The 20,617-nt window shown below is 61.5% G+C and carries 20 protein-coding genes; 3 read left to right on the forward strand and 17 right to left on the reverse strand.

Features of this window, described 5'->3' with window-relative positions; all coding sequences use genetic code 11:
- Nucleotides 1-61: 61 nt before the first annotated feature.
- The 4 genes from H0W47_RS04810 to H0W47_RS04825 form a co-directional block, all read right to left on the reverse strand.
- Nucleotides 62-202 carry a hypothetical protein gene (locus tag H0W47_RS04810; RefSeq protein ID WP_296921404.1) on the reverse strand — a complete coding sequence of 47 codons (141 nt, stop codon included), beginning with the start codon at nt 200-202 and terminating at the stop codon, nt 62-64.
- Nucleotides 203-349: 147 nt separating this feature from the next.
- Nucleotides 350-646 carry a hypothetical protein gene (locus H0W47_RS04815; RefSeq protein ID WP_296921406.1) on the reverse strand — a complete coding sequence of 99 codons (297 nt, stop codon included), beginning with the start codon at nt 644-646 and terminating at the stop codon, nt 350-352.
- A 154-nt stretch (nt 647-800) separates the two neighbouring features.
- On the reverse strand, nt 801-1,034 hold the full coding sequence (locus H0W47_RS04820; RefSeq protein ID WP_296921408.1) for a hypothetical protein: 234 nt from the start codon (nt 1,032-1,034) through the stop codon (nt 801-803).
- A gap of 124 nt (nt 1,035-1,158) precedes the next feature.
- Nucleotides 1,159-2,064 (reverse strand): CoA transferase, encoded by a 906-nt coding sequence (locus tag H0W47_RS04825; protein ID WP_296921410.1) that lies wholly within the window; start codon nt 2,062-2,064, stop codon nt 1,159-1,161.
- 202 nt (nt 2,065-2,266) lie between these two features.
- Here H0W47_RS04825 and H0W47_RS04830 point away from each other — a divergent pair, with 202 nt between their 5' ends.
- A complete protein-coding gene (locus tag H0W47_RS04830) occupies nt 2,267-2,836 on the forward strand; it encodes a DUF2975 domain-containing protein (RefSeq protein WP_296921412.1) in 570 nt (189 codons plus the stop codon).
- A gap of 19 nt (nt 2,837-2,855) precedes the next feature.
- Nucleotides 2,856-3,077 carry a helix-turn-helix transcriptional regulator gene (locus tag H0W47_RS04835; RefSeq protein WP_296921414.1) on the forward strand — a complete coding sequence of 74 codons (222 nt, stop codon included), beginning with the start codon at nt 2,856-2,858 and terminating at the stop codon, nt 3,075-3,077.
- 13 nt (nt 3,078-3,090) lie between these two features.
- Here the strand turns inward: H0W47_RS04835 and pobA are convergent, their stop codons facing one another.
- On the reverse strand, nt 3,091-4,275 hold the full coding sequence (gene pobA, locus H0W47_RS04840; protein WP_296921415.1) for a 4-hydroxybenzoate 3-monooxygenase: 1,185 nt from the start codon (nt 4,273-4,275) through the stop codon (nt 3,091-3,093).
- Between the two features lie 123 nt (nt 4,276-4,398).
- On the opposite strand from pobA, the gene H0W47_RS04845 reads away from it, so the two are divergent.
- A complete protein-coding gene (locus H0W47_RS04845) occupies nt 4,399-5,238 on the forward strand; it encodes an IclR family transcriptional regulator C-terminal domain-containing protein (RefSeq protein WP_296921417.1) in 840 nt (279 codons plus the stop codon).
- A 5-nt stretch (nt 5,239-5,243) separates the two neighbouring features.
- On the opposite strand, the gene H0W47_RS04850 is transcribed toward H0W47_RS04845, so the two are convergent.
- From H0W47_RS04850 to H0W47_RS04905, 12 genes are all read right to left on the reverse strand, one after another.
- Entirely contained in the window at nt 5,244-5,987 is a 744-nt protein-coding gene (locus H0W47_RS04850; protein ID WP_296921419.1) for an amino acid ABC transporter ATP-binding protein, read from the reverse strand.
- A 38-nt stretch (nt 5,988-6,025) separates the two neighbouring features.
- A complete protein-coding gene (locus H0W47_RS04855; RefSeq protein WP_296921422.1) occupies nt 6,026-7,132 on the reverse strand; it encodes an amino acid ABC transporter permease in 1,107 nt (368 codons plus the stop codon).
- 16 nt (nt 7,133-7,148) lie between these two features.
- Nucleotides 7,149-8,324 carry an ABC transporter permease subunit gene (locus H0W47_RS04860; protein ID WP_296921424.1) on the reverse strand — a complete coding sequence of 392 codons (1,176 nt, stop codon included), beginning with the start codon at nt 8,322-8,324 and terminating at the stop codon, nt 7,149-7,151.
- Nucleotides 8,325-8,493: 169 nt separating this feature from the next.
- Nucleotides 8,494-9,528, reverse strand: coding sequence for an amino acid ABC transporter substrate-binding protein (locus tag H0W47_RS04865; protein ID WP_296921426.1), 1,035 nt, complete (start codon nt 9,526-9,528; stop codon nt 8,494-8,496).
- A 277-nt stretch (nt 9,529-9,805) separates the two neighbouring features.
- A complete protein-coding gene (locus tag H0W47_RS04870; protein WP_296921429.1) occupies nt 9,806-13,192 on the reverse strand; it encodes a PAS domain-containing protein in 3,387 nt (1,128 codons plus the stop codon).
- A 145-nt stretch (nt 13,193-13,337) separates the two neighbouring features.
- Nucleotides 13,338-14,051 carry an ABC transporter ATP-binding protein gene (locus H0W47_RS04875; RefSeq protein WP_296921431.1) on the reverse strand — a complete coding sequence of 238 codons (714 nt, stop codon included), beginning with the start codon at nt 14,049-14,051 and terminating at the stop codon, nt 13,338-13,340.
- Complete coding sequence (locus tag H0W47_RS04880) at nt 14,051-14,800, reverse strand: ABC transporter ATP-binding protein (RefSeq protein ID WP_296921434.1); 750 nt, start codon at nt 14,798-14,800, stop codon at nt 14,051-14,053. The genes H0W47_RS04875 and H0W47_RS04880 overlap by 1 nt, the downstream gene beginning before the upstream one ends.
- Nucleotides 14,793-15,809, reverse strand: coding sequence for a branched-chain amino acid ABC transporter permease (locus H0W47_RS04885; protein ID WP_296921436.1), 1,017 nt, complete (start codon nt 15,807-15,809; stop codon nt 14,793-14,795). Before H0W47_RS04885 ends, H0W47_RS04880 begins: the two co-directional genes overlap by 8 nt.
- A 142-nt stretch (nt 15,810-15,951) precedes the next feature.
- Nucleotides 15,952-16,815, reverse strand: coding sequence for a branched-chain amino acid ABC transporter permease (locus H0W47_RS04890; RefSeq protein WP_296921439.1), 864 nt, complete (start codon nt 16,813-16,815; stop codon nt 15,952-15,954).
- 4 nt (nt 16,816-16,819) lie between these two features.
- Nucleotides 16,820-17,446 (reverse strand): LysE family translocator, encoded by a 627-nt coding sequence (locus H0W47_RS04895; protein WP_296921441.1) that lies wholly within the window; start codon nt 17,444-17,446, stop codon nt 16,820-16,822.
- Between the two features lie 167 nt (nt 17,447-17,613).
- Nucleotides 17,614-18,810: an ABC transporter substrate-binding protein gene (locus H0W47_RS04900; protein ID WP_296921443.1), complete on the reverse strand. Its 1,197-nt coding sequence runs from the start codon at nt 18,808-18,810 to the stop codon at nt 17,614-17,616.
- 166 nt (nt 18,811-18,976) lie between these two features.
- Nucleotides 18,977-20,554 (reverse strand): benzoate-CoA ligase family protein, encoded by a 1,578-nt coding sequence (locus H0W47_RS04905; protein ID WP_296921446.1) that lies wholly within the window; start codon nt 20,552-20,554, stop codon nt 18,977-18,979.
- Nucleotides 20,555-20,617: the final 63 nt, after the last annotated feature.

Consider the following 20,617-nt stretch of genomic DNA (forward strand, 5'->3'; position numbering starts at 1 on the left):
GCCCTATCGGATATATACCTCCGGCAGAAGCTGAGGCAAACTACTACCGGCAACTCGCCAGTCAAGCCTCCACGGTGGAGGCATGACTTAAACCAAACAGCCTCCATGAAACCCGGGGCGATTCATCCGTTTCAAAGTTGAATGTAATCGTGCCACCGCTGTGCGCGATTTCAGAAAATTCCGGCATATTGGAGAGAGTCATTATTCAATGTTATGACAGTTGATTGCACAGCAATGAGGATGAGCCTCAGACTGCAAGGGAGCTGCTTGAGGCGAAAGATTGAAGCCAAATCGGCATCCAGTCCTTACAGGACGGGCACAGGCAGCTATTAAAAATATAGCAACCGATTCAAAGCTGCTGTTTGAGGCGCGTCAGTGCTTCCCGGTCGATACGGTCCTTGTCGCGGTAGTCGGTCTTGGTTTTGAGCAAGCCTTCAATATCCAGTGTCCGAATGGACACGCCATCGATCACCAGCGTTCGAACATGGTCCTGCAGGCTTTCATAGGTCTGCCCGTTGGCGGCGAAGAGCAGATCGATCAGCACCGCGTCGGCGACGCGGATATTTTCCGGCTCGTCTGCGGGGGGCGCAAACCACTGAACGTCAAGCTCTTTGCTGGATGGCAGGAAGGCGAGTGCCTTGATCACGCGCCTGCCATTCTCGAGTGAGGAGGGCAGGAGGATGTCGATATCTTCCGTGCTGCGGTTGAAGCCGTTGAGGCGAACCGCATGCCCGCCGACCAGAAGGTAGTCACGCCTTCGGCATGAAAGCGGCGCAACAGGTCGAGCAGGTCGTCGGGGTTCATGGCTGGACTGGGGGAGTGTTGACCAACGGGCTGTTCAAGAGCCGTGCCTGCGCCAACTGCCGTGCGTCATCGATTTCGTTGAACACACGGTGGGGCGCCCGCAGCACACCACGCGGCACAGGTATGCGCGCGGCGGCAAGCATCTGGTCCAGCGCCCGGCCGCGATGCCAGGCCTCCACGGGGTCCAGAATGAATTCGCTGCGGTTTTGTGTGCCTACGACTCGGGTCATGCCTGATATCTTAGTTCAGCATGCGCGGATTGAGGCGTCTGTTCGAACGGAGCGCTTCAAAGGATCCGCGCGAAAGTTTTGAAGCCAAATCGGCTTCTAGCCCTTATCCGACGGGCGCAAGCAGCTATTGATTCGATAGCGTGTGCAGCGGAATGTCTTTCTCTTGCGCCAGCTTGTCGAGTTGCTCACGGGTCTGAGTCAGCATGAAGGCGGCCACCGCTTGATGGGTCGCAGAAGCGAACATGGTGGTCATGTCCTTCATCTGCACGCCGGCGGCTTCGCACAGGGCTGCTGCAAAGTGTGGCTCCAGCGCAGCCACTGCCGCACGCCCGTCCTTGCAGGCGTAGACGCGGTAGCCGGCATGCGCGCCACCGACTGAACCGGTGGGCTGCGTCAGGCCCCATTGGCGCGGCAGACCGAGGTAACTCGCCGCTTCGGACAGCGCGACTTCCAGAAACACGCCCTGCGGATGCGGCTCGCCAGTGCCTGCATAGGGTTCACGCTGGCGCAACGCGGCCTGCAGCACTGCCTCGCTGGCCATCAGCGAGCCGCTCATGTCGGCATACAGCGTGGGTGGCAGGTCCATCCCGGTAAGCAGGTCGTTGTGGGCCATGTAGGTGAGATCGTGGCCGGGCTCTTCGCCCAGAGCGCCGGGCGCACCGACGATGGCGACATGCGAGAGCGCCGGGTAAAGCGAGTGGATTTTCTTCCAGCCGAGGTCGAGTTTCTCGATGGCCGAGGGGCGAAACGAGGTGAGCAGTACATCGGTCTTTTCAAGCTCGCGGTGCAGCATCTTCTGGCCGGCTTCGCTTTTCAGGTCGGCAGTCAGCACCTTCACGCCCTCATGCAGCTGCGCATAGGCCGGCTTGTTGTACAGGCCCATGGGATCGCCGGCGGGCGGCTCCAGCTTGACGCAGGTGGCGCCCATCTGCCGGCAACGCATCAGCGCGGCCGGGCCGGGCAGATTGAGCGCCAGGCTCAGGATACGCGTGCCCTGCAGCGGCTGGAAAGAGGGGGGAGTGGATGGCATGGGGGAAGTCTCCTGCGTTCGGCGGGCGGGGGCGCTACGCCGTTTCGAGGCTGACCTTACCAGACTCGCCGGCGCCGTTGTGCCGCCAGGTTTGGCACTGCGCTAAGGTGAAATCAGAAACTAATTTATGTTTTACAGTAACTAATTATTGTTTTGCAGAAATTATGCGGCATACTGGCCCCCTTAACTCAGGGGGTACCCCATGAAATCCACATTGACTGCCGCCACGCTGTCGGGGCCGGAAGTGCAGCGCCTGAACAGTGCTTTTGCCTTGGCCTGTGCCCTGCTGGCCGTGGCGTTGCCGCTGGCCGTGATGTACCAGCTGATGACCACGCCGACCGAGGGTTTGCTGCTGCGCGCCGGCGTCAGCCTGTCGGCGGTGCAGGTCGCGATGCTGAATGTAGAGATGTGGCAGCGCGTGCTGGCGGTGGGCTTGGGGCTGTTGCCGGTGTGCTGCGCGTCTTACGGCCTGGTCTGCGCCATGCGCTGCTTTTCGGGGTTTTCGCAGGGCGAATATTTGAGCCTGCGCACAGTGCGTTACCTGCGCGGTTTTGCCGCCGGTTTTTTTGCATCGGTGGTCGCGGGCTTTTTTGTGGCCATGGCCATCAGCTTGGTGCTGACCCTGGGTGCGCCTGCCGGGCAGCGCGCACTGGCCGTGGGCCTGGGCAGCAACGAGTTGATCACACTGCTGTTCGCCGGCATGGTCTGGCAGATTGCCGCCGTGATGTCGCGTGCCGTGGCGCTGGCCGAAGAAAACGCGCAGTTCGTTTAGCCAGTCAGTCAGCTCTCTCGTGTCCATCGTTGTCAAACTCGATGTGATGCTGTCGGAACGCAAGGCCAGGTCCAAGGATCTTGCGGCCTACGTCGGCATCACCGAAGCGAACCTGTCGCTGCTCAAGCAGGGCAAGGTCAAGGGCGTGCGTTTCGACACCCTGATGAAGATCTGCGAGTTTCTCGACTGCCAGCCAGGGGATTTGCTGGTCTATCAGGGCGAGGGCGATATCCAGCGTTGAGCCCGCGCCCTCCTCAATCGCCGAAATCGAGAGGCAGGCCGACGTAGTTTTCGGCGACGGAGCGCGCCCCGGCTTCCGAATTGACGATGTAGTCAAGCTCGGCATCCTGCAGCTTCTGGCCGATGGGGCCGTTTTCGGGGAAGTGATGCATCAGGCTGGTGAACCACCACGAAAAACGCTCAGCCCGCCAGATGCGGCGCAGGCAGCGCCCGGAGTAGCTGTCGATGCCTGCTTCGCTCTTGTCGGCGTAGAACTCGATCAATGCGCCAGACAGGTATTTCACGTCGCTGGCGGCGAGGTTCAGTCCTTTGGCGCCGGTGGGCGGAACGATGTGCGCGGCATCCCCGGCCAGGAACATGCGGCCAAAACGCATGGGCTCGGCAACAAAACTGCGCAGCGGGGCGATGCTTTTCTCGATGGACGGGCCGGTGACCAATTTCTCGCGGCCACCCGCGTCCAGCCGCAGGCGCAGCTCGTTCCAGAAGGCATCGTCCGACCAGGCTTCGACCTTGTCGGTCAGGGGCACTTGCAGGTAATAACGGCTGCGCGTGCTGCTGCGCTGCGAGCACAGCGCAAAGCCGCGTGTGCTGTTGACGTAAATGAGTTCATGGTGCACCGGCGGGGTTTCAGCGAGCACGCCCAGCCAGCCGAAGGGGTAGACCTTTTCGTACTCGGTGATGGCGCCCTCAGGTACGCTGGCGCGGCACACCCCATGAAAACCGTCGCAGCCGGCGATGAATTCGCATTCGATCTCATGCGTCTGGCCGTCTTTTTCGTAAGTCACACGCGGCCTCTTCGTGTTGAAGTCGTGCACGGACACGTTGCCGGCTTCGTAGATGGTGACCAGGCCTGCCGCCTGACGCGCATCCATCAGGTCGCGGGTAACTTCGGTCTGGCCGTAGACCATGACGTTTTTGCCGCCGGTCAGGCGATTCATGTCAATGCGGTGGCGCTCGCCCTTGAACAACATGTCGAAGCCGCCGTGCACCATGCCCTCCTTGTGCATGCGCTGGCCGACACCCACCTCGTCCAGCAGGTCTGTGGTGACCTGTTCCAGCACGCCGGCGCGAATCCGGCCGAGCACGTAGTCGCCGCTCTGGCGTTCAATGATTACGGCGTCTATACCGGCCTTGTGCAGCAACTGGCCGAGCAGCAGGCCGGAGGGGCCTGCACCGATGATGGCTACCTGGGTACGCATGTTTGTCTCCACTTGTCGGTCAATCCGCTAGCGTAGATGGAGCGCACTGCCCTGACCATACGCTGCGACGGGCCGGATGGCCCCTTTGCACGATCAACGGGAAGCTTGTGCGATGATCGCGCAATGAGCACTGTTTCCACCCCGCCCAGCCGGACCGCAGGCGAACTGCTGGGCAAGCGGCCGATTGCGAAGGCCGACCTGATAGAAGGCATGGCCAAAGGCATGGCCGTGCTGGAGAGTTTTGACTTTCAGCGCCAGCGACTCAATGCAACGCTGGCAGCAGAGCGTGCCGGCATCACGCGGGCTGCGGCGCGGCGCCATTTGCTCACCTTGGCGCACCTGGGTTATCTGGAAACCGATGGGGGGTACTTCTGGCTCGCAGCGAAGGTGTTGCGGTTTTCGGGCAGCTACCTGGCCTCGGCCCGCTTGCCGCGCGCCGTCCAGCCGACCTTGAACCGGCTCGCTGCCCAGACTCAGGAGTCGTTTTCAGCGGCGGTCCTCGATGGGGATGAAATCGTGATTGTCGGGCGCAGTGGCTACGAATGGAAAAGTGGGGCAGACAACGCAGCGCGGGTGTTGGCTTACGGTTTGCATCTGGGTGCAAGGCTGCCTGCTCACGCCACCTCTACCGGGCGCGTTTTGCTGGCGGGGAAAACAAAAACGGAATTAACGCAGTGGCTCAAGGGCCGGGCGCTGGCGCGACTGACCACACACACCACGACTGACCTTAAACAATTTCGCGCGTTGGTCGATCAGGTTCGCGCAGATGATTGTTGTCTGGCCGGTGAAGAACATGAGTTGGGTGTGCATGCCCTGGCGGTGCCTCTGCGCAACATGCAAGGGGAAACAGTCGCCTCGCTCAACGTCGTGGCTTCACCGCAGCGCGTGTCGGTGCAGACGATGCAGAGAGATTTTCTGCCTTTGCTGCTAGATGCAGCGCGGGAACTGCGTCAGCTACTGTAAGCGGGTCAGTGCCCCAGGATTTTGGAGAGGAAGTCCCGGCTGCGCTCATTTTGCGGGTTGTTGAAAAAGTCGTGCGGATTGTTTCGCTCGACGATCTGGCCCTGGTCCATGAAGATCACGCAATTGGCAACCGCTTTGGCAAAACCCATTTCGTGTGTCACGCACACCATGGTGATGCCCTGTTCGGCCAATTCGATCATCACATCGAGCACCTCTTTGATCATCTCGGGGTCAAGAGCCGAGGTGGGCTCGTCAAACAACATGATCTTGGGCGTCAGGCACAGCGCGCGCGCAATCGCCACGCGCTGCTGCTGCCCCCCCGAAAGCTGCAGCGGGTACTTGCCGGCCTGCTCGGCAATGCGCACGCGCTCCAGCTGCTGCATGGCCTTTTCTTCGGCTTCTTTTTTGGGCAGCTTGCCCACCCACATCGGCGAGAGCGTGAGATTTTCCAGCACGGTCAGGTGTGGAAACAGGTTGAATTGCTGGAACACCATGCCCACTTTCTTGCGCACTTCGTCAATCGCCTTGACGTCGTCCGCCAGTTCAACGCCGTCCACCACCAGACGGCCTTGCTGATGCTCTTCGAGTCGGTTGATGCAGCGTATGAGCGTGGATTTGCCGGAGCCCGACGGACCGCAAATCACGATGCGCTCGCCGCGCGCCACTTGCAGGTCGATATCGCGCAACACATGGAAGTTGTTGCCGTACCACTTGTTGACTTTGTCAAAGGTAATGATGGGTTCAGACATGGGAAGGGCGGTTGGGGTTGGCAGACGTTTGAAGACGGCTAGCGCAGCTTGCTGACAGTGACCTGTTTCTCGACCCATTGGCTGTAACGCGACATCGAGAAGCAGAAGACAAAATAAATCAGCGCAATGAAGAGGTAGCCTTGCAGCTTGTACGGTTTCCAGTCAGCGTCCGCGTTGATAGCCATGTCCAGCGCGCCGGTGAGGTCGTACAAGCTCACGATGCTTACTAGCGACGTGTCTTTGAAGATGGAGATAAAACTGTTGACGATGCTGGGCACCACCATGGCCAGGGCCTGCGGCAGCACGATCTTGCGCTGGGTTTGCCAGTACGACAGGCCCAATGTGGCCGCTGCCTCCATCTGGCCCTTGGGAATGGCCTGCAGGCCGCCGCGTATGACTTCTGCGAGGTAGGCGGCGGCAAACAAAGTGATGCCCACCAGCACACGAATCAGCACGTCGATGGTCAAGCCCTGTGGCATGAACAGCGGGAACATGAACGAGGCCATGAACAACACCGAGATCAGCGGCACGCCGCGAATCAGCTCCACATAAATGGTGCAAAAAACCCGGATCGCCGGCAGATTGGAGCGCCGACCAAGAGCTACCACCAACGCAATCGGAAACGCCATGACGATCGACAGGGTTGACAACAGGATGGTCAGCGGCAGGCCGCCCCATCGGTCGGTCTCCACTTTGGCCAGGCCCAGCGTGTCGCCATACATCAGGACAAAAAACACCACCAGCACTACCGCCCACAGTCCGGCCAGCCAAGGCTTCCAGAACGGGCGCATGCAGCTGGCTACCAGCATGACCAGCATCAGCAGCGTGGCCACCAACGGGCGCCACTGCTGCTCGAACGGGTAGCGGCCAAAAATAATGAGCCGGTATTTTTCCGCCACTACGCCCCAACAAGCACCGAAGCCTTCGGCAGCGCGGCAAGCCTTGAGGTCAGGCGCCCAGACCGCGCTGAACAGGGCCCAGTTGAGAAACTGCGGCACAAACCACAGCAAGAGGCCGCCCAGGATGATGGTTGAACTGGCGGTTTTCCAATCAGCAAACAGGTTGCTGCGCAGCCAGGCCAGCAAGCCCTCTGTATTCACGGGGGGCGGACGCGGGGGAATCGGTTGAAAGGTGGGGGCGCTCATGAGATAAATTTCCTGATCAGCGTTCCTTGATGGCCACGCGCGCGTTGTACCAATTCATCAGCACCGAGGTGAGCAGCGAAATGCTCAGGTAGACAGCCATCAGAATGGCAATACATTCCACGGCGCGCCCGGTCTGGTTCATCGCGGTGTTGGCAATCGAGACAATATCGGGGTAGCCAATCGCCACCGCCAGGGAAGAGTTTTTGGTCAGGTTCAAATACTGGTTGGTCAACGGCGGAATGATCACACGCAAGGCCTGGGGCAGCATCACCAGCCGGATCTCCAGATTGCGGTCCAGTCCCAGCGCGGCGGCGGCTTCGCCTTGGCCCGCGGGAACCGAGGCAATGCCCGAACGCACGACCTCGGCAACGAAAGCAGCGGTGTAAACCGTCAGACCCAGCAAAATCGCCAGAAATTCCGGGGTGAGGGCGCCACCCTCTTCAACGGAGAATTCGCCTTTGACCGGCATGTTCATCACGGTCGGCGCGCCACCCAGCAACCAGCCCAGCAGGCCTGTCGCCACGACGAGGCCCACAGGAACCCAGAACATGCTTTTGGCAATGCCGGTGGCTTCAAATCGCTTGAGAGCCCACAGGCGATAAGTCCAGGCGAACACGACACCAGCGATCAGACCGACGGCAGCCCAGGCTTGGCCGGCCTCCCAAACCGGAATCGGAAAATTCACCCCGCCTTTGCTTAAAAAGAAGGGGCCGACTTTCCAGGCATCCTGGATCGGCGGCAACACCTCGGTCATCACCAGGTACCACATCAGCAACTGGAGCAGCACCGGGATATTGCGAAAGCACTCGACGTAAGCCGAGCACAGGCCGCGCACCAGGGCGTTGCGGGAGAAACGGCCGACGCCCAGCAGTGTGCCCAGAATGGTCGAGAAAATAATGCCCGCAACAGCGACCCGCAGGGTGTTGCTCAAACCGACCCCAAAGGCGCGCCAGTAAGACTCGGCCGAATCAAAGGGAAAAAGACTCTCGCCTATCGAAAAACCGGCCGGCTGGCTTAAAAAATCGAAGCCGCTCTGAATGCCGCGCACCCGCATGTTGTAAAGGGTATTGGAGGCTAAAAACCAGACCATCAGGCCAATCACGGCAGCGGCGATGACCTGGTAAACCAAGCCCCTGAAAGCCTTACTTCGCCAGGACCAGTTGCTCTTTTTTGGGGGGCTCTTCAGTGACATCGCAACGTGGATAGGCGTGTTGGGTAAATCAGATGGATGACACGGTCGGCGGCGTGCCTTGGAAGACTGGTTAGCGGTAATCAAGACTTGGAAAAAAGCGTCGCCGGTCCTGCAAAGCTGCAGGCGACCGGCAACGCCATCAAGAAAACCGCCTCATGGCATCAGCGTATCAGCGCAGCGGATAGGCGTACATCAAGCCGCCCTTGTTCCATTGGTTGTTGATGCCGCGCGGCAGGCCCAGTGCCGACTTCGGTCCGACGTTGCGCTCGAAAATCTCGCCGTAGTTGCCCGTAGCCTTGATCGCCCGACCCATCCAGTCCTTGTCCAGGCCCAGCAGCTTGCCGGTGTCTTCGCCGGTGCCCAGGATGCGCTTGACTACCGGGTCCTGGCTGGTGTTTTTGAGCTGGTCAACGTTGGCCTGGGTGATGTCGTACTCTTCGGCCTCGATCAGCCCATAGATCACCCATTTGACGATGGCGAACCATTCGTCATCACCGCGGCGCACCATGGGCCCCAGTGGCTCTTTGGAGACCAGCTCGGAGAGAATGACATGGTCGTCGGGCTTGGTGGCGACCTTGTTGCGGATGGAGGCCAGGCCGGACGCATCGGTGGTGTAGGAGATGCAGCGACCTGCAAAGTAGGCAGCGGTTGCCGCTTCTTCTTTCTCGAACACCACGGGCTTGATGTTCAGGTTGTTCGTCTTGGAGTAATCGGTCAGGTTCTTCTCGGTGGTGGTGCCCGACTGCACACACACGGTCTGGTTCTTGAACTGCTTGGGGTTCTTGATGTTGCTCTTTTTGGGAACGATGAAACCCTGGCCGTCGTAATAGGTCACCACGGTGCTGTGCAGGCCCAGCGAGGCATCGCGGGTGAGGGTCAAGGTGGTGTTGCGGGAGAGCACGTCGATCTCGCCGGACTGCAGCGCGGTAAAACGCTGCTGCGCCGTCAACGGCACGTATTTCACTTTTTCGGGGTCCGAGAGCACGGCAGCGGCCACGGCACGACAGACATCAACGTCCAGTCCGGTCCATTTGCCACTGGAGTCGGCGGCTGAAAACCCCGCCAAACCGGTGTGCACACCACACACCACTTGCCCGCGTGACTTGATGCCATCCAGTGTTTTACCAGCCATGGCGGGGGCTGCGGACAGCAAGCCAGCAGCCGCAAGCGCCAGGGCGAGCCATGATTTGCTAGATTTATTCATGAGGGTGGGTCTCCTGTTTGAGTGTTCAATGAAACATGTCTGGGAATGGCGTGTACTTATTTCCGCAGAGCACCGGGCGATGGTGCGCGCAAAAAACACACGGAGCTATCCGGGCTGACCCTGACGGCAAGACAAACCTTGAAGTCAGACACCCAGATACCGCTACAGCAGTTCAGGATTGGCATGCAGCGCGTCAGAGCTACCCTCGAACACCAGCACACCCTTGACCAGCATCACATTGCAGTCGGCGATCCGCAGCCCTTGCTCTGAGTAAGACCTAGCTAGCCGAGCCGGGCAGAGTAAAGAAAAAAGTTGCACCCTGGTCGGGAGCGGCTTCCGCCCAGATGCGCCCGCCATGGCGCGCGATCACCCGGGCAACAGTGGCCAGACCGATGCCGGTGCCGGCGAACTCGCTGACACCGTGCAAGCGCTGGAAGGTGCCAAACAGCTTGTCCGCATAAGCCATGTCGAAGCCGGCGCCGTTGTCGCGCACAAAAAAGGCCTGTTGTTCAGCGGACCATCCGACCTCGATGACGGCCCGTTCGCGCCGCTCGCTGAACTTCCAGGCATTGCCAAGCAGGTTCTCCATGACCGAGCGCAACAGACGCGTGTCGCCCTGCACCCGCAGACCCGGGGCGACGCTGACATCGGCCTGGCGGGCGGGGGAATTCGCACGCAAACTGTCCAGCACCTCCCGGGCGATCAGGCTCAGGTCAACGGGCGCAAGATTCAGCGCCTGTCGCGCCACATGCGCCAGTGACAACAGGCCTTCAATCAGCTGGCCCATCTGCGTCACGCCTGCCTGTATGCGCGACAGGTAATGGGTGACCCGGGTGCTTTGAGCGCTGCCCAGCTCTTTGGCCAGCAGACGGCTGAATCCGTCCACCGTGTTCAGTGGTGAACGCAGGTCATGCGATACCGAATACGAGAAAGCCTCGAGCTCGGAGTTGGAGATGCGCAAGGCTGATTCAATGGCATTGATTTCCGTCATGTCAACGTCGATGCCGACCCAGAACAGAACCTCGTTGGCGTCATTGAGCACGGGCGATACGCGGAAGGACATGCCGCGGTAGCTGCCGTCTTTGGCGCGCAGGCGCCGGGTCCCGCTGTAAGGCGCGCAGCTCTGGCGTGCGGCGCGCCAGAGTTTATTCATACTAATCAAGTCCTCCGGGTGCACAAGGTCCAGCCAGGCCATGTCGTGCCAGTCGGGCGGCGCGCCGCCAAAAAGCTCGTACCATGCACGGCTGATGAAGGTGGCGTTTCCATGCGTATCGATGGTCCAAATCGGATGCGGTGCCTGCTCCGCCAGCGCGCGAAACAGAGCCTCCTGGCGAGACAGCGCGCGGGTGCGCTGCTGGATTTTTTCCTCGAGCCCGCTGTTGAGTTCCTGTACCTGCCCCAGCAAACGGACGTTGTCGACGGCGATCTGTGCCAGCTCCGCCAACTCGGTGGCAATGTATTCGTCCCGCTGCGTGAACTCGCCCTCGAGTTTGTCTGACAGTTGCAGCACCCCGATGTTGGTACCGTCGCGGCCGGTGGGCGGCACCGCAAGCCAGCCGCGCATGGCCGGGCGCTTGTCGGCATAGGCCCCAAAACCGCGCCAGCGCGGATGGGCTTCCAGTTCCGCCTGGGTCAGGCGCAATGGCCGGTTGGTCTCGCAGACCACGGCATAAATGCCGCTGCCGTCGGACTGCTCCACCAGGTGGCGCCAGGCCGCATATTTGTCAGACAGCGACAGCGCTCTGATGGACTGCGTCCAGTCGCGGCCTTGCGTCAAACTGAGGATCGCCTGATGCGCGCCCACGATCATGCGCGCTTGCTCAACCACCTCCTGCATCAGCGCCTCCAGGCTGTGGTGCCGGGTGATGGCCTGGGTGGCTTCGGCGACGCGCTGCAGGGTTTCGAGCTGGGCCTGTGCCTCCTGCTCTGCCACCACCCGTGCGGTGACGTCCTGCAGTGCGCCCTGCATGCGCACAATTTTCCCCTTGGCATACACGGCCTGGCCCATGGAGCGCACCCAGATATGCCGGCCTGTGCCCGTCACCATTTCGATCTCTACGTCGAAGGGCGTGCCCTCTTCAATGCACGCCTGGGTCACGCGGATGGCCAGCGCCTGCGACTGCGGCGCGCACAGCGCAATCGCGGTGTCCAGTGTGGGCGCGCTTCCTGGTGGCAACTCCAGCACAAACGAAGCTTCGTCAGACCACAGAAAGCGGTTGCCAGGCAGCTCCAGCGCCCAGCCGCCCATGTGGGACAGCTGGCCGGCCATGCTCAGCAGATTGCCCTGGACTTTCATGCCGGCCTCAGCCTGCTTGAGGTCGTCGATGTCGGTGGAAGTGCCGTACCAGGACACCAGAAGGCCCCGCGCATCGCGGTTGGGAATCACCCGCGCCAGTTGCCAGCGGTAGCTGCCGTCCCCGTACAGCAGGCGGTGCTCGTTGTGCATGGGTTGACCGGATTCAATGGCAAAGCGGTAGTCGTCAGCGGTTCTTTCGAGGTCATCGGGATGCAGGCGCGTGAACCAGCCGCTGTCCCTTGCCGCCTGCACCGGCTGCCCGGTGACGTGGGTCCACTGGTCGTTGATAAAGGCCATGTGGCCGGCGGCGTCGGTGATGAAAACGATATGCGGCATGGCCTGGGCCAGCTCAGCAAAGCGCAGTTCGGTCTGTTCTCTCTTGCGGGATTGCCGGTACAGCAAGGTGCCCATGACCCCCACGCCGGCTGCTCCCACCAGCCAGAGCACGCCGACCAGGGTGGCGAAGCGGGTCCAGCCTGCCATGACACTGCTGGGCTGCGCACCGACGGTGATCGTCATCTCCGGGTAGTTGCTGAGGCGGCGATAAGCGACCATACGTACCTGACCATCGAAGGCGCTCGTGGTTTCGTAGCTGCCGTGGGGCGACTTTCTGAGTTCGGCAAACAGCGGGATATTGGGGAAGGTCTTGCCCATGGCTGCATCGTCCATCGGACTGCGCATCATCAAGGTGCCATCATCACGAAGCAGTGCGATCGCGCTGCCGGGCCCCAGGTCTATGGCACGCCAGAGCCGTTCAAAGTAGGGTGGCTCGATGGCGGCGACGATCACGCCGGCCAGCGCCCCGTCCGCGCCGCGCAGCGGACGCGAGGCGCTGATCAGCCAGGTGCCGGTGGTGCGGCTGCGCACCGGTGCGCTGATTTGGAAGCCGGCGGTGGGGCGTTGCTGATAGATCTGGAAGTATTCGCGGTCGTCCAGCTTGACGCCGATGTTGCCAGTGTCGGAATCGAAAACAATGCGCCCCTCGGTGTCAAGCACCCAGATCGCGCGGACAAAGGGCAACTCGCTGAGCTGCTCCTGCAACATGGTCCGCACCACGTCGGGATCGGGCTTGCCCTGGCGCTGCATGACCTGCAGGCTGGCGCGCACCAGTTGCAGCCGCTGATCCACGGTCTGGAAGGTGCGGCTGGTTTGTTCTTCGATGACCTGTGCCAGCGATCCGACGAGTTTTTCACCGGATCGCAGGGCTTCGCCCCGGAGATAGAAAAGGGCGATGGCAACGGCAATCGCGGAGGCGAGAACCAGAAGGCCCGCCATCCAGGCCACCTGCCGGCGTGCCGAGGCTGGTCGGGAACCCGGGATCCGGATGGTCGGCGGGATGGATGCATCCACTTGCCAGGGCCAACGCATGCATCCGACCTTTCAATTCAACACGGTTGCCGAGCGGGCCGGCACCGGGAAGGATGGGCAGGGATGCCCAGGATGAAGCCATGATGCCACGCGGGCGACTGCTTGTCGTCAGGTCATTCCCGGGGGACTTGGGCCGGGAAAAGACTCAAACACCCAGGTATTGCGTCAGTAGTTCGGGCCGGGAGTGCAGTTCTGCGGAGCTGCCCTGGAAAACCACCTCACCTTTGACGAGGATGATGTTGCGGTCGGTGATCTGCGTGACGTGCTTCCAGTTCTTGTCGACGATCACGCTGCTGATGCCGGTCTCCCGGATCACGCCGCAGATTCGCCAGATCTCGCGCGCGATCAGCGGCGCCAGACCTTCGGTCGCCTCGTCGAGGATCAGCACGTCGGGGCTGGTCATCAGCGCGCGGCCTATGGTGAGCATTTGCTGCTCGCCGCCGCTGAGCTGCTGGCCGCCATGGCCCAGGCGCTCTTTCAGTCGGGGGAAGGTTTCCAGCACGCGTTCGAAAGTCCAGTCGCGTTGCCCACGGGTGCCGGCCCGGGCCGCCATCTTGAGGTTTTCGGCCACGCTGAGGTTGCCGAAGATGCCGCGCCCCTCGGGCACATAGGCGATGCCGAGCTGGGATATTTCATAAGGCGCGCGGCCCATCATCGGCTTGCCCATGATGTCGATGCTGCCCGAGCGCGGCTTGACCAGGCCCATGATGCTTTTGAGCAGCGTGCTTTTGCCCATGCCGTTGCGACCCATCAGACCAATGGTTTCGCCGCGCGCGACCGAGAGGTCGATGCCGCGCAGGATGTGGCTGGCACCGTAGTAGGTGTGGATGCCCTTGGCATCGAGGAGAAGATCAGCCATCAGTGTTCCTCACCTAAATAGGCCGACTGCACGCCGGCGTCGGTGCGAATGTCGGCAGGTGTGCCCGAGGCAATGACCTTGCCATCGACCATCACGGTCAGGCGGTCAGCCAGTGTGAAAACGGCGTCCATGTCGTGCTCGACCAGAAGGATGCCGTGCTCCTTTTTCAGGCTCAGCAGCAGGGCGACCATGCGCTCGGCTTCAGCCACCCCCATGCCCGCCAGGGGTTCATCGAGCAACAACACCTGCGGTTCGGTCGCCAGCGTCATCGCGATTTCAAGCTGGCGCTGCTCGCCGTGGCTGATGGTGCCGGCGATGGCGGATTTTCGATTTTCAAGGCCGGAAAGCTCGATAGCCCTTGTCGTACGGTCATTAAGTGCTACAAAACTGGTAGCACGCGTGAGCCAGCGCGCGGCATGCGCTTGGCGCGACTGGGCAGCAAGGCGCACGTTTTCCCACACCGTAAAGGGCAGGAAGATGTTGGTCTTCTGGTAGCTGCGGCCCAGGCCCTGGCGCGAAATTTTTTCGGGGGTCCACCCGGTCACATTCTGGCCACCCAGTTGCACCGAACCCGAGGTCGGCGGCAAGTCACCGGACAGCAGGTTGGTCAGCGTGGACTTGCCGGCGCCGTTGGGGCCGATCACCGCATGGATGTGGTTGCGCAGCAGGTCCAAAGAGACATCATTAACCGCCGCCAGGCCGCCGAAACGCTTGGTGAGCTTGCTGGCCGAGAGCAGGATTTCACTCATCGCCGGCTTTCCGTGATTTGCCGAAGCGCTCGACCAGACCCAGGATGCCACGCGGCGCGAAGGTTACCAGCAACACGATGAACAGGCCCATCCAGAGCTGCCAGTGTTTGCCAAGGTTGACGCTGCCGATGCGCGGCAGGTCCTTGAACACATGCAGCAGGTACTCAAACGCAAAAGCGCCGACGATGGCGCCGGCAAAGTTGCCCATGCCACCCAGGATGACCATCATGATCGCGTGTGCGCTCATGTGAAAACCCATGAGCTCCGGGTTGATGTAGCCTGTCTGGGTGCCCCACAGGTAGCCCGCCAGGCCCGCCAGCGCGCCAGCCAGCGTGAATGCGGTGAGTTTGTATCGGAAGGTGCCAAAACCCATGGCACGCATGCGATGTTCGTTGACACGGATGCCGGCCAGCGTTCGGCCGAAAGGGCTCCACAGCAGGCGACGCAAAAAGGCGTAGACCGCCAGCAGCACGGCCAGCGTGAAGTAGTAGAGCGTGCGCTTGTTCTCCAGGTCCCACCAGACGGCCGGCACCCAGCCGAACAGCGCCACATCGGGCTTGAAGTTGATATACAGGCCGTCCGAACCGCCCAGCGCCTTGTTGTCGAAGAACAGGAAGAAGATCATCTGCGCAAACGCCATGGTCACCATGATGAAGTAGATGCCATGCGTGCGGACCACGAAAAAACCGATGACCAAAGCGCCCAGTCCTGACGCCAGCACTGCCAGCGGCAGCGTCCACCACAGGCTGACCGCCTCGCCCTGCGGCATCAAGAAGGCCAGCGCATACCCTGCCAGGCCGAAGTAGGCCGCGTGGCCCAGCGACACCAGGCCGGTGACGCCCTGTAGCAAATCGAGGCTCATGGCAAAAATCGCCATGATCATCATGCGGGTGACCATCTGCAGGTAGAAGTCGGTGCCGGTAAAAGGGAAGGCGACGAGGGCGATCAGGCCCAGTGCCAGTGCCACCTGCACGCCGCGCGGCAGCAATTCAAGATTTGACTTCGTCACGCAACCACCCGGAAAAGCGAACAGGCCAAAGACAGGTCCCTTCCAGCCGGGGCCGCGGATCTGGCTTTGCCAGTCCGCAGGCGCAGCGGCCCCCTCGGGGGGCAGCGAAGTACACGAAGTGACGAGCGTGGGGGCCAGGTAGTCATTGCTTGAACAAGCCTTCAGGCTTCCAGAGAAGTACTGCCGCCATCAGCATGTAAACCAGCATGCCGGCCACCGAGGGCAGCAGCACCTTGCCGAAGGTGTCGACCAGGCCGACCAGCAGCGCAGCAATCATGGCGCCGCGCACCGAGCCGATGCCGCCGATCACCACGACCACAAAACACATGATCAGCACCTGCGAGCCCATGTTGGGATAAACGCTGGCGACCGGTGCGGCAATCATGCCGGCCACCGCAGCCAGCGTCACACCGAGCGCAAACACAACGGCGTGGATGAGCTTGATGTTGATGCCCAGCGCGCCCGCCATGTCGCGATTGAAGGCGCCGGCACGTATCTTCATGCCCAAGCGGGTCTTCGAGATCAACAGGTAGAGCGCCGCCGCCAGCGCAATACAGACAGCTGACATGAACAGGCGATACACCGGGTAGGACAGGTTGTCGGTCAGCGGAATCGATGCGCTCAGTAGCTCCGGAATCGGAACGCCATGCACGTCGTCGCCCCAGAGGATGGAGCGCACTTCCTCAAAGATGTAGATCAGCCCAAAGGTCAGCAGCACCTGATCGAGATGGTCGCGGTGATAAAAGTGGCGAAACAGCAGCCATTCAAGGGCGAGGCCGAAGACGGCAGACAACACCGCGCCGCCAAAAATCGCCAGCGTCAGGCTGCCGAACTGCGCACTGAGGGACCAGGCGAGGTAGGCGCCCAGCATGTAGAAGCTGCCGTGCGCAAGGTTAACCACACCCATGATGCCGAAGATCAGGGTCAGACCGGCAGCCAGCATGAATAGCAGCAAGCCGTACTGCACGCTGTTGAGCAGCTGGATGAGAAAGTTGGCTAAATCCATAAGCTCATGTGTGGCGACGTGTCAGAAGGAGCAGGCTGCCCATCAGCGTGAACAGCCCGCCCGAGACGCGGTTGAACCAGCGCACGGCCCGGTTGGAGCGCAACATGGGCGCAATGCGCGAGACCCCCAGCGCGCAGGCGCTCAGCACCGCGAACTCGAACGCCATGAAGGTGAGGGCGAGTATGGCGAACTGCGGCACAAAGGGCGCAGCAGGATTCAGGAACTGCGGGAAAAAGGCGGCAAAAAACAGCACAGCCTTGGGATTGCTGGCACCGACCAGGAAGCCGCGCAGGAAAAACGAGCGGCGCTGCGAGGGCGCCTCTTTCGCATGGGTATCAAACACGGCCGCTTCACTGCGAAAGGTCCGAATGCCCAGCCAGATCAAGTACGCCGCGCCAATAACCTTTGCCGTTGTAAAGGCGGTTTCAGAGGCCGCCAGCAGCGCGCCAAGGCCCAGGGCCGAAAGCAGCATGACACACAACACCGCGCCCACGCTTCCCGCCACGGAGGTCATGGCCTTGCGCGGTCCATGGTTGAGCGCATTGGTCATGCACATCAGCATGGTAGGGCCCGGCGTAAGGATGAGCAGGGCGACCGCTGCGAGGTAGAGAAAATAGGTGGTGAGCGTCATGAGGATGAAGATAGCATTACAGCAGGACAGCAAGCTCGCGCCGCGCGCAACCCCTGGACTCTTGAACCAAACCGGGGGCGCGGAACCGGCTTGGCCGGTCCGCTGGCTCAGCGGCTCCTTTGGGGGCGCGGGGCGCTACACGCAGTGAGCAATCGTGGGGGCCATATTCAACCCATCTTGCAGCCGGCGCCCGAGTCGGCCAGCGCTTTGGCGGCCACGCCGATCACCTTGTTTTCCTTGTTTTCGACCTGGCGCAGGTAGATGTCCTGAATCGGGTTGTGCGATGGGCTCATGGTCCACTTGCCGCGCGGGCTGTCGATCACGGCGGATTCCATCGCCTTGTACAGCGCCGGTTTGCTGTTCAGGTCGCCCTTGACCGCGTTGGCGCCCTGGACCAGCAGCAGGCCGGTGTCGTAACCCTGCACCGCGTACACGTCGGGCTGCATCTTGAAGCGGCTGGCATAAGCAGTGCGGAAAGCCTTGTTGCGCGGCGTGTCCAGCGAATCGCTGTAGTGCATGGTGGTGATGATGCCATCGGCCGCAGGGCCAGCCGCGTCGAGCACGCCTTCGGTCAGAAAGCCCGAACCGTACAGAGGGATCTTGCCCTTGAGGCCGGCCGCAGCGTAGTCGCGGATGAACTTGGCGGCGCCGCCGCCGGCAAAGAAGCAGGCCACGGCATCGGGCTTGAGCGCGGCAATTTCGGTCAGCAGCGCCTGGAACTCGACATTGGGGAAGGGTAGGCCCAGCTCCTTGATGATGGTGCCGCCGGCGGCGGTGTAGCTTTCCTTGAAGCCCTCGAAGGCCTCGTCACCGGCTGCGTACTTCCAGGTGATCCAGACGGCTTTCTTGTGGCCCTTGGCTACCATGGCCTGGCCCAGTGCGCGAGTGGGCTGGGAGTTGCTGAAGGAGGTGCGGAAGACATTGGGCGCGCACAGGCTGCGGGTTGCGGCGTGCACGCCAGCGTTCGGGATCAGGCTCAGCACGCCGGAATCGCGTGCAACTTTCTGGATGCCCATCTGCACGCCGGAGTGGACGGTGCCTACCAGCACATCGACCTTGTCGCGCTGCACCAGCTTGCTGGCGTTTTCAATGCCCTTGGACGGCTCGGACTCGTCGTCCACCTTGAAGTACTCGATCTCGCGGCCACCGAGCTTGCCGCCTTGCTGGTCGATGGCCAAGCGAAAACCATTTTCAATCGCCACGCCGAGTTGCGCAAATGTGCCGGTGTAGGGCAGCATGAAGCCCACACGCACCTTGCCGGACTGCGCCCGCACTACCTGGGGGAGCAACAGGCCGGTCGATGCCGCGCCGATGACGGCAGCACTCTGGCTCAGGATCAAGCGGCGTGAAGAAAGACGTGTCATGGAAAACTCCTGGTTGGAACGGGACGTGGCTGCAGAGGAAAGGCTGGACTGTTTTCAATGGTAACGGCGCAGCTTGTGAAGCACCCTAGTGAAAAACCCGAGATTGAGGATTAAATTGTTTATGTATAAAGCAATTTCTTTGCCAACCCTCCATCCCACTGGCAATTCAGGGTTGCGCCTGGCGCAGCTTGAAGCGCTGGATCTTGCCGGTCGCTGTTTTGGGCAGTTCCGCCACAAACTCAATCCAGCGCGGGTACTTGTAAGGGGCCAGTTGTTGCTTGACATGGGCCTTGAGTTCATCGGCACTGGCCGATTGCCCGTTTTTGAGCACCACGCAGGCCTTGGGTTTGATGAGTCCGTCGCTGTCGGCGACGCCGATCACCGCTACTTCCAGCACCGCCGTGTGCGTCATGAGGCTGGCCTCGACCTCGAAAGGCGAGACATAAATGCCGCCGACCTTGAGCATGTCGTCGCTGCGGCCGCTATAGGTGTAGTAACCGTCGGCATCCACGGTGTATTTATCGCCGCTGCGGGTCCACTCACCGGCAAAGGTGGCCTTGGTCTTGGCGCGGTTGTTCCAGTACATCAGGGCCGAACTCGGGCCGCTGATCTGCAACTCGCCGATTTCGCCAACGGCGCAGTCGCGCCCGTCGTCGCCAACGATGCGCAGCGCATAACCCGGCACGGCCTTTCCAGTACTGCCATAACGCACTTCGCCAGGGCGGTTGCTCAGAAAGATATGCAGCATCTCGGTCGATCCAATGCCATCGAGGATGTCGCAGCCGTACTGGGCCGTCCACTTTTTGCCGATCTCGGCGGGCAGGGCTTCGCCGGCGCTGGTGCAGACACGCAGCTTTAATTCAGACTGCTGCGGACGTGCCGGATCGGCCAGCAGGGCCGCGTAGAGGGTGGGCACGCCGTAGAAGATGGTGGGCTGGTGTTTTTTGAGGATGGCGAAGACCTCGGCCGGTGTCGGGCGCGCCGGCAGCAGCACGGCGGTGGCGCCCACGCTCATCGGGAAGGTCAGGCCGTTGCCCAGGCCGTAGGCAAAAAACAGCTTGGCGGCGGAATAAACCACATCCGACTCCTGGATGCCCAGCACGCCGCGGCCATACAGCTCGGCCGTCTGGATCAGATGACTGTGCAGATGCACCGTGCCCTTGGGCGCGCCGGTCGAGCCGCTCGAATACAGCCAGAAACAAGCATCGTCGGCGCAGGTCGATGCTATGGTTTTGGTAGCTTCCTGCCCACGGACCATATGGGCTAGAGCCGTATTTGATGCTGAATCGTCGCCGGCGGTGATGACCGTGCGCAATGTGGGGATCTGGCCGATCAGCGGCTCGAACGCCGGCAGCAGGGCTTTGGAGACGATCAGGCCCTGGGCGCGCGCGTCGCGCAGCATGAAGTCGAAGTCTTTGGTTGTCAGCAATGTGTTCGCAGCCACCGGCACCACCCCGGCCAGGATGCAGCCGAGGAAGGCCACTGGCCACTCGAGCGTGTCCAACATGGCCAGCAGGACGCGGCTTTCGGGCGCAAAACCCTGGGCGCGCAGGGCGTTGGCAAAGCGGTGGGCCTGATCATCGAGCTCGCCATAAGTGAGGCTGGCGCCGCTGGCCGCGTCGATGAAGGCGACCTTCCCGGAGCGGCTGGCATTGCGTGCCAGCAGGTCATGGGCAGCGTTGTAGTCGCGGGGAATGTCCACCCGGGGCGGGGTGGTGCTGTGGTCGGCGCGGCTCAGGTTCATCTTGGTCGGTCTCCGGTGCTCTCATTTTTATAGCTGCTGGCGCCCGTTAGACAAGGGCTGGAG

Source organism: Polaromonas sp., from assembly GCF_013817205.1.
In the GTDB taxonomy this organism is placed as follows: domain Bacteria; phylum Pseudomonadota; class Gammaproteobacteria; order Burkholderiales; family Burkholderiaceae_C; genus Polaromonas.

Coding starts and splice junctions, on each gene's coding strand:
- H0W47_RS04820 (WP_296921408.1), bottom strand. CDS start 1,034: ATGACCCGAGTCGTAGGCACACAAAACCGCAGCGAATTCATTCTGGAC.
- H0W47_RS04845 (WP_296921417.1), top strand. CDS start 4,399: ATGAGCACTGTTTCCACCCCGCCCAGCCGGACCGCAGGCGAACTGCTG.
- H0W47_RS04830 (WP_296921412.1), top strand. CDS start 2,267: ATGAAATCCACATTGACTGCCGCCACGCTGTCGGGGCCGGAAGTGCAG.
- H0W47_RS04855 (WP_296921422.1), bottom strand. CDS start 7,132: ATGAGCGCCCCCACCTTTCAACCGATTCCCCCGCGTCCGCCCCCCGTG.
- H0W47_RS04900 (WP_296921443.1), bottom strand. CDS start 18,810: ATGACACGTCTTTCTTCACGCCGCTTGATCCTGAGCCAGAGTGCTGCC.
- H0W47_RS04860 (WP_296921424.1), bottom strand. CDS start 8,324: ATGTCACTGAAGAGCCCCCCAAAAAAGAGCAACTGGTCCTGGCGAAGT.
- H0W47_RS04850 (WP_296921419.1), bottom strand. CDS start 5,987: ATGTCTGAACCCATCATTACCTTTGACAAAGTCAACAAGTGGTACGGC.
- H0W47_RS04890 (WP_296921439.1), bottom strand. CDS start 16,815: ATGGATTTAGCCAACTTTCTCATCCAGCTGCTCAACAGCGTGCAGTAC.
- H0W47_RS04870 (WP_296921429.1), bottom strand. CDS start 13,192: ATGCGTTGGCCCTGGCAAGTGGATGCATCCATCCCGCCGACCATCCGG.
- pobA (WP_296921415.1), bottom strand. CDS start 4,275: ATGCGTACCCAGGTAGCCATCATCGGTGCAGGCCCCTCCGGCCTGCTG.
- H0W47_RS04880 (WP_296921434.1), bottom strand. CDS start 14,800: ATGAGTGAAATCCTGCTCTCGGCCAGCAAGCTCACCAAGCGTTTCGGC.
- H0W47_RS04905 (WP_296921446.1), bottom strand. CDS start 20,554: ATGAACCTGAGCCGCGCCGACCACAGCACCACCCCGCCCCGGGTGGAC.
- H0W47_RS04875 (WP_296921431.1), bottom strand. CDS start 14,051: ATGGCTGATCTTCTCCTCGATGCCAAGGGCATCCACACCTACTACGGT.
- H0W47_RS04895 (WP_296921441.1), bottom strand. CDS start 17,446: ATGACGCTCACCACCTATTTTCTCTACCTCGCAGCGGTCGCCCTGCTC.
- H0W47_RS04865 (WP_296921426.1), bottom strand. CDS start 9,528: ATGAATAAATCTAGCAAATCATGGCTCGCCCTGGCGCTTGCGGCTGCT.
- H0W47_RS04825 (WP_296921410.1), bottom strand. CDS start 2,064: ATGCCATCCACTCCCCCCTCTTTCCAGCCGCTGCAGGGCACGCGTATC.
- H0W47_RS04810 (WP_296921404.1), bottom strand. CDS start 202: ATGACTCTCTCCAATATGCCGGAATTTTCTGAAATCGCGCACAGCGGT.